12 protein-coding genes are annotated in these 13,225 nt (G+C 65.5%); 3 read left to right on the top strand and 9 right to left on the bottom strand.

The window, feature by feature from the left end; all coding sequences use genetic code 11:
• Nucleotides 1–5: 5 nt before the first annotated feature.
• Entirely contained in the window at nt 6–914 is a 909-nt protein-coding gene (locus LB525_RS10765) for a LysR family transcriptional regulator (protein ID WP_224544604.1), read from the bottom strand.
• Nucleotides 915–1,010: 96 nt separating this feature from the next.
• On the opposite strand from LB525_RS10765, the gene LB525_RS10760 reads away from it, so the two are divergent.
• The gene (locus LB525_RS10760; RefSeq protein WP_224544603.1) at nt 1,011–2,246 is read left to right on the top strand and encodes an MFS transporter; all 1,236 of its coding nucleotides are present in this window, start codon (nt 1,011–1,013) and stop codon (nt 2,244–2,246) included.
• Between the two features lie 35 nt (nt 2,247–2,281).
• Here the strand turns inward: LB525_RS10760 and LB525_RS10755 are convergent, their stop codons facing one another.
• The 3 genes from LB525_RS10755 to LB525_RS10745 form a co-directional block, all read right to left on the bottom strand.
• The gene (locus LB525_RS10755; RefSeq protein WP_224544602.1) at nt 2,282–4,279 is read right to left on the bottom strand and encodes an amidase; all 1,998 of its coding nucleotides are present in this window, start codon (nt 4,277–4,279) and stop codon (nt 2,282–2,284) included.
• 230 nt (nt 4,280–4,509) lie between these two features.
• Nucleotides 4,510–5,151, bottom strand: a complete 642-nt coding sequence (locus LB525_RS10750) for a hypothetical protein (RefSeq protein ID WP_224544601.1) — start codon at nt 5,149–5,151, stop codon at nt 4,510–4,512.
• Between the two features lie 150 nt (nt 5,152–5,301).
• On the bottom strand, nt 5,302–6,882 hold the full coding sequence (locus LB525_RS10745) for a WD40 repeat domain-containing protein (RefSeq protein ID WP_224544600.1): 1,581 nt from the start codon (nt 6,880–6,882) through the stop codon (nt 5,302–5,304).
• Between the two features lie 415 nt (nt 6,883–7,297).
• Here LB525_RS10745 and LB525_RS10740 point away from each other — a divergent pair, with 415 nt between their 5' ends.
• Nucleotides 7,298–7,399, top strand: coding sequence for a putative RiPP precursor (locus tag LB525_RS10740; protein ID WP_224544599.1), 102 nt, complete (start codon nt 7,298–7,300; stop codon nt 7,397–7,399).
• A gap of 122 nt (nt 7,400–7,521) precedes the next feature.
• On the top strand, nt 7,522–7,611 hold the full coding sequence (locus LB525_RS10735; RefSeq protein ID WP_140840613.1) for a putative RiPP precursor: 90 nt from the start codon (nt 7,522–7,524) through the stop codon (nt 7,609–7,611).
• An 88-nt stretch (nt 7,612–7,699) separates the two neighbouring features.
• On the opposite strand, the gene LB525_RS10730 is transcribed toward LB525_RS10735, so the two are convergent.
• The 5 genes from LB525_RS10730 to LB525_RS10710 all read right to left on the bottom strand — a co-directional run bounded on the left by LB525_RS10730 (nt 7,700) and on the right by LB525_RS10710 (nt 12,852).
• A complete protein-coding gene (locus LB525_RS10730) occupies nt 7,700–8,890 on the bottom strand; it encodes a hypothetical protein (protein WP_224544598.1) in 1,191 nt (396 codons plus the stop codon).
• 161 nt (nt 8,891–9,051) lie between these two features.
• The gene (locus LB525_RS10725; RefSeq protein ID WP_224544597.1) at nt 9,052–9,828 is read right to left on the bottom strand and encodes an exodeoxyribonuclease III; all 777 of its coding nucleotides are present in this window, start codon (nt 9,826–9,828) and stop codon (nt 9,052–9,054) included.
• A gap of 153 nt (nt 9,829–9,981) precedes the next feature.
• Nucleotides 9,982–10,617: an alpha/beta fold hydrolase gene (locus tag LB525_RS10720; protein WP_224544596.1), complete on the bottom strand. Its 636-nt coding sequence runs from the start codon at nt 10,615–10,617 to the stop codon at nt 9,982–9,984.
• Between the two features lie 211 nt (nt 10,618–10,828).
• On the bottom strand, nt 10,829–11,926 hold the full coding sequence (locus LB525_RS10715; protein WP_411971020.1) for a tetratricopeptide repeat protein: 1,098 nt from the start codon (nt 11,924–11,926) through the stop codon (nt 10,829–10,831).
• Between the two features lie 17 nt (nt 11,927–11,943).
• On the bottom strand, nt 11,944–12,852 hold the full coding sequence (locus LB525_RS10710) for a Ku protein (RefSeq protein ID WP_224544594.1): 909 nt from the start codon (nt 12,850–12,852) through the stop codon (nt 11,944–11,946).
• Nucleotides 12,853–13,225: the final 373 nt, after the last annotated feature.

The following is a 13,225-nucleotide window of genomic DNA, read 5'->3' as shown; positions in this document are numbered from 1 at the left end:
GGCTTCTACGACATCAGCGGCATTGGGCCCTTCAGCGCCTCGACCAGCGCGTCGCGGAACACCGCGATCGGGCGCGCCAGCCTGCCGGCCGGCGGGCGGTGGAGCAACCAACAGCGCACTTGCGGCTTGAAGCCGGGGCAGTCGACCACCTCGACCGCGTCGCGCCATTGGCTGCCCGACAGCGCGCCGGGCGTGACGACGCCGATGCCGTGGCCGCGCGCCACCAACGACATCCTCAGATCCGCGCCCTGCGCCTCCACGCCGACATGGAAGGGCAGCCGCGCCGCCTCGAAGCGATGGCGGATGAAGGCGCGGAAGCCGCAGCCGGTTTCGTTGAGCACCCAGGGGTAGCGCGCAAGATCGTTGAGCTCGGCCGGCTTCGGCACGCCGAGGCTTGGCGCGGCCACCAGCAGCACCGCCTGCACGCCGAGGTCGTCGCCGACGAGCTCCGGCGGCGGCGCGACGCCCTCGGCTAGACAGACGGCGACCGCGTCGATCTCGCTGTGCAGCACCTGCTCCACCAGGCGCGGCGACAGGCTGGAGGTGATCTTCAATGTCAGTTGCGGGAACGCCGCGCGAAGACCGTCGAGCGGCTCCGACAGCGCGCTGGTCGAGAGGTAAGGCATGATGCCGAGACGGAACTCGCCCCTCACCTCGCCGGCCGGCGAGACGCCCGCCTTCAGATCCTCCAGCGAGCGCAGCACCCGACGGCCATGCTCATAGGCCTCGCGACCCGATGCGGTGGGTTTGAGCGGCTTCGACTGGCGGTCGAGCAAAGGCGTCGCCAGCCGCTCCTCGAGATTCTGCACCCGGCGCGTCACGCCGGGCTGGGTGAGACTGAGCCTGGCAGAGGCGCCGACGATGGAGCCGGTTTCGACGACGGCGACGAAGGCCTCAAGGTCATGGATGTTCATGCGTATCTCGCATAATCATTATCAAATCATTTCAATTGTAGCATATGATCAGCGCGAATAAAGTCCTCGCGAGATATGCAAACAGCGAGGCTACGCATGAACGGAACCGACAACGCCCGGATCGCGACGGCCAAGTTCGCCGATCCGTCGCCGCATGCCGGCGGCGGCACGATCACCCGATCCCAGACGCTGCTGTTCGCCGCTTCGGTCGGCATCATCGTCACCAATCTGTTCGCGCCGCAGACGCTGGTCGGGCTGATCGGACCGTCGCTGGGCGCGGCGGCATCGGAAAGCGGCCTGGTGTCGATGGCCACCCTGCTCGGCTATGCGGCCGGACTGTTCTTCCTGGTTCCGCTGTCTGACCTGGTCGAGAACCGTGTGCTGGCGCTGCGCATGCTGTGCGCGGCTGCGCTGGCGGCGGCGGTCGCTTCATTCGCGCCGTCGGCCGCCTCGCTGCTTGCCGTGCTGTTCGTGCTTGGGGCGGCCTGTTCCTGCATTCAGGTGCTGGTGCCGGTCGCGGCCTCGATGGCGCCGCCGGGACAGGACGGGCGCGTTATCGGTGACGTGATGAGCGGGTTGATGATCGGCATCCTGCTCTCGCGTCCGATCGCCAGCCTCGTCGCCGACGCCTTCGGCTGGCGCGCCTTCTACGGCATCAGCGCCGCGGCACTGGCGCTGCTCGCCATCCTGCTCGGCCTCGCTTTGCCAAGGCGCAAGCCACTGGCGCGTACGAGCTATGCGGGGCTCATAGCCTCGCTGGTCGGGCTTCTAGCCCAAGAGCCGGTGCTGCGGCGTCGTGCCTTCACCGCGAGCCTGGTCATGGCGACTTTCAGCGTGTTCTGGACGGCGGTGGCGCTACGCCTGTCCGCCCCGCCTTTCGACCTTGGCCAGAAAGGCATTGCGCTGTTCGCATTTGTCGGCGCCGGCGGCGCGGCTGTGACGCCGATCTTCGGCCGCGCCGGCGACCGCGGCCTTACGCGCACCGCGACGATCCTCTGCCATCTCGTGCTGATTGCGGCGCTCGGCCTCGCCGCATGGGCCGGGGCGGCCAAAGCCGGGGCATGGCTGCCGCTCATCCTGATGGGTGTCAGCGCCGTGCTGCTCGATTTCGGCGTCACCGGCGACCAGACGCTGGGCCGCCGTGCGGTTAATCTCCTGCAGCCCAAGGCGCGGGGCCGCATCAACGGGCTGTTCGTCGGCATCTTCTTCATCGGCGGCGCGATCGGCTCGCTGCTTGCCGGCATCGCCTGGACCTGGGGCGGCTGGAACGCGGTGTGCGCGGTTGGAGCGCTGTTCGGGGTGGTGGCGCTGGTGGTGGATTGGACCGAGTAGCTCGATCTTCTCCTCTCCGCTTGTGAAGGAGGAAGCTATCCAATCCCACCCGTCACCCTATAGGCCCCGCTGACGCGCCCATCCTGCGACCTCACAATGGCCGTGACGATGGAGCCATAGGCGCCGCGCCAGACGCTGTGGAAGCCTTGATGGGTCGTGGCCGGTACGATCACGCGACCGGTGAATCGGTTAGCGCTGCCTTGCATTGAAACCGGCTCGCCGTTGACGTGGACTTTCACCACCGCCGCGTCGCCGGTCTCCAGCGCGATCGCGATCTCATCGGTGTCGCCGGCGCGGGTCGTCTCAGCCGTGAGCACCAGCGTGAGCAGGGGATCGCCAACACGACTCGACGCGCCCCTGCCCTCGAACACGTCATCGGCCAGCGCCGGGGTGCGCGGCGGAACGGTGCGGCGCCTTGTGGAGCGCTCGTAATCACCGGCGATCGTCAGCAATGCCACGTCGTCATAAGCCTTGCCAGCGAAGGTGAGGCCGACGGGCATGCCGATATCGGCCATGGTGCCCATCGGCACCGTCACCGTCGGGATGCCGAGATGCCGCCAGACCAGATTGCCGTTGGCGACCCAGGTGCCGTTTCGCCAGGCAAGCCGGGCGGAAGCCTCGTTGATGTCGGCATCGGCCGGACCGACATCGGCGACCGCCGGCAGCACCACGGCGTCGAGCCGGTTGGCATCGAGCCAGTCTTCGAAGTCGGCGCGGCGCGTTACTTCCAGGCCTTTCAGGCCCGCCTCGATGGTGGGAATGTCCGCAAGCGACGCCACCCCGCGCTTCGCTCGCTCGACATACTGCGCCAGCTCGAAATCGGCCTCGCCGTAACGGTCGCGCAACGTGCCCGGCGGCTGCGGGAAGATCTTTGCGCCGTCGACCGAAGCGAGATCGGGGATCACCGGATCGGCATTGGCGCGCAGGAAATCGTCCCAGGACCAGATGGACAGGTCCCAGATCTCGCGTTCGGCGAATTCCGGCGGCACAAGGCCGCGGTCGACCATCGACAGCGCGCCCGGACGATCGCGCTCGTAGTTGGAGACGACAGGGAAATCGACCTCAACCACTTCGGCGCCGAGTGATTCAAGGTCGCGCGCCGCCTGCCGCCAGAGCTCAAGTACTGAGGCGCGGGTCTCGATCGGGCGGTCGGCGCCGTCATCCTTGCCGATATACATTTTCGGCACGCCGAGCCGCTTGCCCTTGAGCGCACCCTGCACGGCAAGCGTGGTGTAGCTCGCCGGCCGCAGCGCCGAGGCTTTCGGGATTTGCACCCAGGGCTGCACGCGCCAGAAATCGCCGCGCGTCTCGGCATCGTCGGCGACGATGACGTCGAGCAGCTCCAGCATGTCGGGAATGGTGCGCGTATGCGGCACGACCACATCCATGGTCGGCACCAAAGGCCAGTTGCCGCGCACCGAGATCACGCCGCGCGAAGGCGTGTAGGCGACCAGCGCGTTGTTGGAGGCAGGCGCGCGCCCGGACGACCACGTTTCTTCGCCGAGCCCGAAGGCGGCGAAACTGGCTGCGGTCGCGGTGCCCGAGCCGTTGGACGAGCCGGAGGCGAAGGCGGCGGTGAGGAAATCCTTGTTATACGGACTTTCGGCGCGGCCATAGACGCCGCGCTGCATGCCGCCATTGGCCATCGGCGGCATGTTGGTGAGGCCGATCAGCACCGCGCCGGCGGCGCGCAGCCTGGCGATGGTGAAGGCGTCCTCGTTCGCCGTGAGATGCTCGAAGGCCGGCGAGCCGGCTGCAACTGTCAGGCCCTTCGCCTTGTAGCTGTTCTTGGCGGTGTAGGGGATGCCGTCGAGCGATCCGAGCGTCTTGCCCTCGCGCCGGCGCCGGTCGGATGCTTCCGCCTCTTCGAACATCTTCGGGTTGAGGACGGGCACGGCGTTGAGCGCGATGCCGTGGCGGTCGTAATGGGCGATGCGCCGCAGATACGCAGCGACAAGCTCGACGCTGGTGATTGTGCCATCTTCCAGCGCGCGGCGCAGATCGGCGATCGAGGCTTCGACGAGGTGGAGCATGATGGGGATCGAATTTCCTTACAGAAGCTGCGTTCCGTCACACCCCCTCTGCCCTGCCGGGCATCTCCCCCGCAAGGGGGGAGATTGGATGTCGCGACGGCTTTCGCCAATCGGCGACGCTGCAGAGAGGGTGCCGTCGCAGGAACTGCCAATCTTCCTCCTTGCGGGGGAGATGCCCGGCAGGCCAGGGGGCTGTCCAGCCGGCCTGTCAGGTAATCCAAGGGCGCTATTCATTTTTCCGGACGAATGCCCGCCTCTCGCCCTCGTGCTCCACGCTCAATCCACCAATCATTCTGCCAATCCTCATAGCCGAGAAGCGAGCCCTCCATCCGTTCGAGGGCTTCGTTCCAGCCGGTCTTGGCGGAGACTTTCGATGCCAGCAGATGTGCGTCTATTCGCCATTCTTCGCCGGGGAGTACGAAGAAGGCGCGCCGCCATCTTTCGAACTTTGGGAAGCGGGCGCGCTCGGCCTCGGTGAAGGGCGTGTCGATTATGCGGCGCACTAACCGACCCGAACGGACGAACGGGTCGAAGCGGGCCAGCATTTCCGTCAACCACTCCACCGGATAGGCGTCTTGGAACACCGCCAGAGGCTTGCGACCTTCAAGCATCAGCGGCAGCTCGAAATTCGTGTGAACGAGATACGGTGTCTCGCGGATCGGATGCCAGGGCTCGATGCGATTGAGCCTCGGATCAAGCTCGCGAGGTGGGATGCATATCGCGCCCAGCCTTTGAATATCTCCCGGGTCCAATTCCCATGAGCCTGATAGTTGTGTGTTGCCGCAACCCAGAACCGCCTCAGCGATAGCCGAACCGGTCGCAGGATCGATCTGCTGCAGGACAAAATAAGTGGATTCGGCAGTGTTGCTCATGCGGCGACGATGGCTGCTCGGAGAGTCCTTGTACAGGTCTCCTTCTGACAGGCGCCGTTCGTGGCGCCCCATCTGCTCTGCCGGGCATTTTTCCCCACTTGGGCGAGATCGGCTGTCGAGGCCGCTTTTCGCCCACCTCCAACGTCACACTCACTCCGGCGCCCCGGCAAACAGCACCGTGCCATCCCCGCCCGCCGCCGGCCAGTCGCGGATGGCGCGGTCGATGCCGCCGGTCAATAGCGTGCCGTCGGCGGCGAAGGCGACCGAGTACATAGGACCAGTGCCGGGATCGAATTCGGCGATCTCGGCGCCGGTGTCCATGTTCCATATCCTGGCGGTGCCATCCAGCGAGACGGAGCCGAGGCGCTTGCCGTCGGCCGACAACGCCAGCGCATAGACTGTGCCGGAATGCCCCTCGAAGCGGCGGACCTCCTTGAAGGTGTCGAGATCCCAAAGCTTTATCGTGTAATCGCCGCTGCCGGTCACCGCGTGGTGGCCATCGGCCAGGAAGACCGCGCCATAGGCGCCTCGCTCGTGGCCGAGCCAGCTGCGCAACTGCTTGCCCGCAACGATATCCCAGAGCTTCAGCTCACCGTCGATGCTGCCCGTGAGCGCCCTGGTGCCGTCGGGCGAGATGGCGACGGAACTCACCGACCAGTCGTGGCCCGACAGCACATGCAAGACCGCTCTCTTCCCCAGGTCCCAAACGACGACGGAACCGGTGTCGTGACCGCTAACGGCGAGCTTGCCGTCCCGGCTGATCTTCAGTTGCCTGACGCCGCCGTTTGCCCCTGAGGAGAAGACGTGCAGCACCGTGCCGTCGGATAGCTGGCGCAGCACGATCTCGCCGTCGTCGCCGGCGGTGAGCACGGTCTTGCCGTCGGGCATGAAAAGCGCGCTGCGCGCCATGTCCTTGTGCTCACCAAGGTCGCGGATCAGCCGCTTGCCGTCGATATCCCAGAGCTTGATCATGCGGTCGGTGCTGGCGCTCATGATCTGGTGGCCGTCGGCCGACACCGCCAGCCAGACGACGGCGTCGCGGTGGCCTTCCAGCGCGGTTGGCTGGGCCGGCGGCACCGGTGGAGGCGGCGCCACCGTCTGCGGCGGCGGCGTTGCGGGAGCGAGCGCCGTCTGCTGGGTTGGCTGGACCGGCTCTGCCGGCTGGGCAGGCCGCGGCGGCGCGGACTCGGCCGGTGGAGCGGCTGTCTGCGCCGGCTGAGCGGGAGCCGCAACCGGCTCGGGCAACGGGGGCTTTGCAGCCTCTTGCTGTGCGGGTACGGGCAAGGCTGGCTCGATGCTCGACTCGGGCGTGGTAGGTTTTGCGCTCGCCTCCGGCTCGGGCGGCCGAGGCGCCGAGTCTGCCGGCGCGGTGGCGACTTCCTTCGCCGGTTCGGCGCCCGGCGCCCGCCAACCGAACTGGTCGGCGACGATGACGATCAGGGCCAACAGCGGCAAAGCGAGCGCTGCGCGGCGCAGCCGCGGATGGCCGGCCGGCGCGATCCCGGCGTCGCGGCCGAACAAAGGAGCGGGCGGATCATGCTCGGCGGCCGGCAGCAGCCCGGCGAGGAAAAGCAGCCCGGCAAGGACCGACAACACGCCGGCCGCGCCGAAGACCTCCAGGCGCGCCGTCGCCGTCGGCCTGCCGCCCAGCGCCGCATAGAGCTTGGCGAAACAGGCAATGCCGACGCTCAACATCGCCAGCGCCAGCAGCCTTTCGGTCGATCTCTTCATCGGTCTCCCCCATCGCCCCGCCGCGTTGCAACCGGCGGCAGCGGGCCGGCCTCGGCATCCTAGCCGAGCTTGCTGCCAAGGCTAAGTGCAAGACGTCACACAGCTTCGCCGGACGATATCCTTCGCATCCGGTTCCGGCCGGCGCGGTCGCCCACTATTGGGCGGCGGCTCTATCAGTAGAACGCTATCCCCAGGAGCAGAACAGCCCGCTGGAGCCGGTGATTGACAGAAATTGCCTATGTGAGATTATCCGCCGGGGATTTCTAGGAGAGCAATCTTATGAAGAAGACTTACGAGAAGCCGGTTTTGATCCGCAAGGGCAAGCTTTCAGCGGTTGTGGCGGGTTCGCTGCCTTCGCCGGTTTGATGAAATCATCGGTGCTTTTGCCGGCACTGACTAACGGGGGGAATTTGGGATGAAGAAGATTTACGAGAAGCCGATTCTTGTCCGCAAGGGCAAGCTTTCGGCGGTGGTGGCGGGTTCGCCGGTGGTCAACGGCGGCAGCGCTGGTGTTTGAACCTGACGATTTAATTTCCGCACAGTAGCAGGAATGCGCAACGGGGAAGGACTTGCCCGGGAGTTTACTTGACGGCGAACGTGTGTTTGAGATCGAGCGGCGCAATCTTTGGGAGAGCGTAGATGAAGAAGACCTATGTGAGGCCGACATTGGTCAAGAAGGACAGGCTTTCGGCAATCACCGCTAACGGCGCAGCTTCCGTCGTATTCTGAGCCAAAGACGCGTTGCAGACCTTGGGGCGGCGCGGGTTAGCCTTGCTTGAGATATCGCAAGAATTTCGGCACTTTTGGTCAGCATAAGTCAAAGCGCCAGAACCAGATCGTCCAGTACCATCTGCCAGTAATGCTTTGTCGACAGGCGCACACGCGTCACCGCCTGCAACATGGGCGCGTATTGAACCGGTGCTAGTGCCGACAGCGCGATCTCATCGCTGGCGATCAGTTCCTCCCCTAACCAGCTTTCGACAAGCGCGGTCTCGCCTTCCGAGGCCAGCCAGGCCGCGGTCAGCATCACCGAGTGGAAGCCGAAGGGCGCATCGCGGCCGAACTCGGCCGGATGGCCGCTGCTGGTATAGGCGATGTAAGCACCCGAGACATTGCCGTTGACATAGCCCTCACTGTTGGCGGTGTGGTCGCGCGCCATGGCGTTGAGATTGCGCCAGTCGAGCCCGGCGTGGCCGGACGGCACTTTGCACAGGCCGCGCGGGGTTATGTCGTCGAAGCCGATGGCCCTGAGCGCCGCGCCGGGCGAGAGCGCGCCGCGCGCCAACAGGCCGAGATCGACCGGGTAAGCCGACAGCTTGAGCCTTCGGTCGAGCCCCGAACCGGCAATGACGATTTCATCGGCCTCGACGCCGAGCGGGAAGCGGAAGGCCGCGTCGGCGGGCAGCGCCCGGCTCTCAAGCAACTGACCCTTGGCCATGACCGACAGCGTAACGCCCGTCGCGGCCAGCGTCCTGCCGTTCAATGTCCGCCCCGGCGCGAGCCCGACCGGCTTCGGCAAGGCCTCGCCGGCGAGGCCAACCATGGATCCGGGCGCATCCGCGATACGCACCGGCTGGTCCTGGTTGGCGCTGCTGGCGCGCCAGCCGGGCGGCACCGAGACGGAAAAGCGGTAGCTGTCGGGCCGCTGGATCGCCGCACTGCGGCGCTTCGACGACATCGGGAAATTGGCGAAACCGGCGGCGTTGCTGCGCGCCGAAGCCAGGAAAATGCCGCGCTCGTCATAGAGCCGCACCACGATGCCCGCCATCGGCCGGTCGGCTTGACCATAGGCGCCGTCGCCGTCGACATCCATGTAGACGAAGGACGAGAAGTTGAGCTTGCCGGATGTCGGCGCCCAGTGGGCGCGCGGCACGTAGTCGCCCGCCGGATCGGGATTGCCGCGCGCCCTGCGGCGCTTGCGGCGCCGGCGCAGCGCGATCGCAATGAGAGCGATGGCGCCGGCAAGGACGAGGGCTGAGATAAGCGCGACGAGGGCGGTGTCAGCCATGGCGGAGAGGCGATGGCTGGAGATCGCCGTTCAAGACCGCGTGCATGAAATTGTCCCCCCATCCAAGTTTGCAGCAGATTAGCGTCATTGCGATGGACGAGTCAGGATTGAGATGCTGGCGGGACAGCGCCAGCTTTCCCTTCTCACCTTGCGGGAGAAGGTCAGGTTGCCAACTCCACCCAGACCGGCGCGTGGTCGCTTGGATTGTCCCCTCCCCGCACTTCGCGGTCGATGCCCGCCCCTTTCAGTTTTCGAGCGAGCTTCTTCGACAACAGAATGTGGTCGAGCCTCAGGCCGGCGTCGCGCGGCCAGCGGTTCCGGCGATAGTCCCAGAAAGTGTAGAGCCTCTCCTCCTTGGGAAAAACCTTTCGCAACGCGTCTGTCCAGCCCTGCGCGATCAACGCGGCGAAGGCGGCGCGGCTTTCGGGTTGCACCAGCGCGTTCTCGTCATAGGAGCGGGTCTCATAGATGTCGCGCGGCTCGGGCACGATGTTGAAGTCGCCGGCGAGCGCCACCGGCAGGCCGGTGTCGAGGAGCTCACCCGCATGCGCGGCGAAGCGGTCGTGCCAAGCGAGCTTATAGTCGAATTTCGGGCCCGGTCGAGGATTGCCGTTCGGCGCGTAGAGGCAGGCGATGACAACGCCGTCGACCGCCGCCTCGATGTAGCGCGCCTGGCGGTCGGCATCGTCGCCGGGCAGCGCATCGCGTGTCAGCACCGGCTCGGCGCCGCGCGCGAGGATCGCGACGCCATTCCAGGTCGGCTCGCCCTTCCACACAGCGCCATAGCCGGCGTTGGCGAGCCGGGTCAGCGGAAACTGCGTGTCGCGCGCCTTCAGTTCCTGCAGGCAGACGACGTCGGGCTTTGCCTTGGCGAGCCAAGCGAGCAGGTTGTCCAGCCGGGTGTTGATGTTGTTGATGTTGAAGGTGGCGAGTTTCATCAAGTCTGTCGATATTCAGGTGATGCCGGCCTGCAAATGGCGGCTTCCTGCGCTTCCGGTGCTCACGTACTTTAAGTACGCTCCGCTCCGGTTCTCGGAAACCACCATTTTCGACTCGGCCTGACCTGAATCTCGCCAGACTTGGCGGCGTAGTCAGTCCGCCATCCGGATTTTGATCGTCTCCGCTACCGTCTTCAGATGATCGCCCGTCGAAAAGCCCGAGATCGCCTTGCGTGGTTTCAAATCATGGTCGCCGTCCTCTAGCCAGATCATCTCGATGGCAGGAGAAAGGCCGTAGGTCGCGACTTCCTCCTTGGTGCCAAACTCGTCGCGCGTGCCCTGGAAGATCAGCGTCGGCGTCTTCAAGTTGATCAGATGCTTTGTCCGCAACTGCTCCGGCTTGCCCGGTGGATGGAACGGATAGCCGAGGCAGACGAGCCCGGCGATCTCGCCCTTGGCGAACATATCGTCGGCGACCATGGAGGCGACGCGCCCGCCCATCGACTTGCCGCCGATGATGAGCTTGCCGGTCACGCCCTTGGCGCGCAGATCGGCGATCGCCTTCACATATTCCGGGTTCACCGTTTCGGCGCGCGGCGGCGGCTTGCGATGGCCGTAGCGGCGCGCGGCCATATAGTGGAACTCGAAGCGTGCGACCTGAAAGCCGGCGGCGGCGAGCGCCTTGGCGGTGGCGGCCATCGACGCGGAATCCATCGGCGCGCCGGCGCCGTGGGCGAGCAGGATGGTGACGGGGGCGGTGTCGAAGCCGTCGAAGAGGAAGTGGGTCATGGGAGCGCCAATCTCTCCTTCTCCCCTTGTGGGAGAAGGTGGCCGAGCGAAGCTCGGACGGATGAGGGGTGCTCCAGCTTGGCGGATACGCCCTTCAATACTCCTACTTGCGACAAGGTCACCAACGTCTCATTCCTTCCAGCACCCCTCATCCGTCTCGGCGCTGGCGCGCCGATCCACCTTCTCCCACAAGGGGAGAAGGAAAAGGCGCTCACCCCGCCGTCCGCGCCATATGCAGATCCACGAACTGGATCCCCTTCTGCGCAGTGCGCGCCCATTCGGACACCGCATCCAGCTCCAGATATCGCACCCACAGCCGGCGAGCCTCGGCCAGATTGCCCGCATCGAACTCCAGGCGCGCGAGGTTGAACACCGGATCGGCATAGCTCTTGTCGAGCGCAACAGCCTTCTGGAGGTGCCTTCGCGCCGATGCCACCCTGCCCTCGTCGCTCATCAGACCGGCGAGGTTGAACCAGGCCTCAACGAAACCGGGGTCGAGCTTTATCGCGCGGGCATAATCATGCGCGGCTTCGGTAACCCGGCCGGCGCCGCGCAGGCAATTGGCGCGGTTGAAGGCGGCAATCGCATCCTTGGGATCGATCGCCAGGCAACGCTGGTAGAGCGCGGCCGCATCGTCGTGGCGCCCCTCCTCTTCTGCCACCTCGGCCTCGGCGAATAATTCCTCCAGCGTGTCATCCTCGGGTGAACCGAGGTCGAACAAAAGCTGGCCGTCGAGCTCGCTCCTGCCTTCGTCGAGATAGATCGCATCCGGGCGGCCATGCTGCGAGCCGAGATTGAGCGACTTGGCGGTGAGCGAGGCGACCGGGCCGGAGCGATGCACTGAGCGCGCGATCGCGCCCCAGGTGGCGCCGCTGGCGATCAGCCCGGCATATTTGCGGGCCAGGATCAGGTCTCGGAAGGAGTAAGGTTCGCCATCATGCTCGAAGGCGTCGAACAGTGACAGCATGTCGAGATCGTCGCCGCCAAGCCGCGACTGGTCGACGAGCGATTGCCTGGAGAGCGACGAGGCATCGGGCGCCTTCATCAGTCCAAGCAGGCGCAGGAAGCCGTTCTCGCTGATGAGTTGGCGGCCTGCTTCGCGCTCCGCTTTCACGCGGCGCTCGATCTCGGCATCGCCGGATTTCGCCGCCTTGGCGAGAAGCGCGCGGCCGAACACGACGTGCGTGGTGCGGCGCGTGACGCCGCGCCTCAGCTCCGCATGGCGGCGCCCGACCTCGCGCGCGGCGAGCCGCAATGGAAAGGCAGCCAGCGCGCCGACGACGCCGAAGACGGCGCCGGGAACGATCACTGGCCCAGCATTTCCCGTCACTTCTTGCTCTTGCCGACAGCCTTCAACAGGTTCGCCTTCAGCGGGTTCTCAAGCGCGCCTCCCGCGGCCGCCTTCTTGGACGGCTTCGCCGGCGCTTCCTCGGCCTTGCTCTTCGACTTGGCCGGGGGTTTCGCCTGCTGCGACAGGCTCGCCTTCAGCGCATCCATCAGGTTGATAACATTGCCGCGCTCGGGCGCAGCCGCGATGATCGGCTTGTGGCCCTTCAGCTTCTCGCGGATCATCGCCATCAGCGCCACCTCGTAGCGATCCTCGTAGTTCTTCGGATCGAAGTGGGTTTCCTTCTGCTTTATCAACGCCTGGGCCAGCTCGAGCATTTCCGGATCCGGCTTGCCGGCCGGGATGTTGCCGAAATATTCAGCCGTGCCGCGCACTTCGTTGGGGTTTCTCAAGGTGCAGACGAACATGCCGTTCTCGCGCGGTCCGATCGTCACCACGCGCTCGCGGCTGGAGAGCACCAGGCGGGCGATCGCCAGCTTGCCGGACTTGCGCATCGCTTCCCTCAGCACCGCGAAGGTTTCCTCCGCCATGGCGCCGTCGGGCGCGAGATAATAGGGCGCGTCCTGGTAGATGACGTCGACCTCGTCCTCGTCGACGAAGGCCTCGATGTTCATCGTGTGGTTGGATTCGATCCGGACCGCATCGAGGTCGGCATCATCGATGATGATGTACTGCTTGTCCTCGTACTCGTAACCGCGCACGAGGTCCGAACGCTCGACAAGGCCAAGCTCGGGATCGACCGGTTTCATGTTGATGCGGTTGTGCGTCTTCTTGTGCAGCTGATTGAACGAAATGCGCTCGCTCGCGCTGGTGGCCGGGTAAAGCCGGACCGGACAGCTGACGAGGCTGAGCTTGAGGTAACCTTTCCAACTTGCCCTGGGCGCCATGATGAACTCCTACGCGGCCATGCACTGACACTATGTTGGAGCATGGTCTTGTCCAAAACCGGGTCCGGCCCTTTTTAGCACCATGCTCTTTGCAGCGCTTCGTCCGTAGGACGATCAGCGCCGCGGAAATCCTACACCGACCCCGGATGATAGTGCCGAATTCCTAGCGAAACGTTCTGGGGACGGTTGGCGCGGAGAATAATTCAAATTGTAGAAAGCGTCGATGCCCTGACGCCGTTCCTCGCCCCCGCGGAGGCGGGGGAGAGGTGGCTCGGCGAAGCCGAGACGGAGAGGGGAATGACGCGGAGCTGAATATCTTTTGGCGCCTCGATCACATACGTTGGCGCTGCCCCCTCTCCGGCCGCTACGCGGC

Source organism: Mesorhizobium sp. CA16 (assembly GCF_020165175.1).
GTDB lineage: Bacteria > Pseudomonadota > Alphaproteobacteria > Rhizobiales > Rhizobiaceae > Mesorhizobium.
The sequence above is the reverse complement of the archived record's forward strand: the minus strand, read 5'-3'. Positions and strand labels throughout refer to the sequence as shown.

Excerpts from the sequence above, each read along its gene's own strand:
- LB525_RS10765 (WP_224544604.1), bottom strand. The coding sequence starts at position 914 with ATGAACATCCATGACCTTGAGGCCTTCGTCGCCGTCGTCGAAACCGGC.
- LB525_RS10760 (WP_224544603.1), top strand. The coding sequence starts at position 1,011 with ATGAACGGAACCGACAACGCCCGGATCGCGACGGCCAAGTTCGCCGAT.
- LB525_RS10755 (WP_224544602.1), bottom strand. The coding sequence starts at position 4,279 with ATGCTCCACCTCGTCGAAGCCTCGATCGCCGATCTGCGCCGCGCGCTG.
- LB525_RS10750 (WP_224544601.1), bottom strand. The coding sequence starts at position 5,151 with ATGAGCAACACTGCCGAATCCACTTATTTTGTCCTGCAGCAGATCGAT.
- LB525_RS10745 (WP_224544600.1), bottom strand. The coding sequence starts at position 6,882 with ATGAAGAGATCGACCGAAAGGCTGCTGGCGCTGGCGATGTTGAGCGTC.
- LB525_RS10740 (WP_224544599.1), top strand. The coding sequence starts at position 7,298 with ATGAAGAAGATTTACGAGAAGCCGATTCTTGTCCGCAAGGGCAAGCTT.
- LB525_RS10735 (WP_140840613.1), top strand. The coding sequence starts at position 7,522 with ATGAAGAAGACCTATGTGAGGCCGACATTGGTCAAGAAGGACAGGCTT.
- LB525_RS10730 (WP_224544598.1), bottom strand. The coding sequence starts at position 8,890 with ATGGCTGACACCGCCCTCGTCGCGCTTATCTCAGCCCTCGTCCTTGCC.
- LB525_RS10725 (WP_224544597.1), bottom strand. The coding sequence starts at position 9,828 with ATGAAACTCGCCACCTTCAACATCAACAACATCAACACCCGGCTGGAC.
- LB525_RS10720 (WP_224544596.1), bottom strand. The coding sequence starts at position 10,617 with ATGACCCACTTCCTCTTCGACGGCTTCGACACCGCCCCCGTCACCATC.
- LB525_RS10710 (WP_224544594.1), bottom strand. The coding sequence starts at position 12,852 with ATGGCGCCCAGGGCAAGTTGGAAAGGTTACCTCAAGCTCAGCCTCGTC.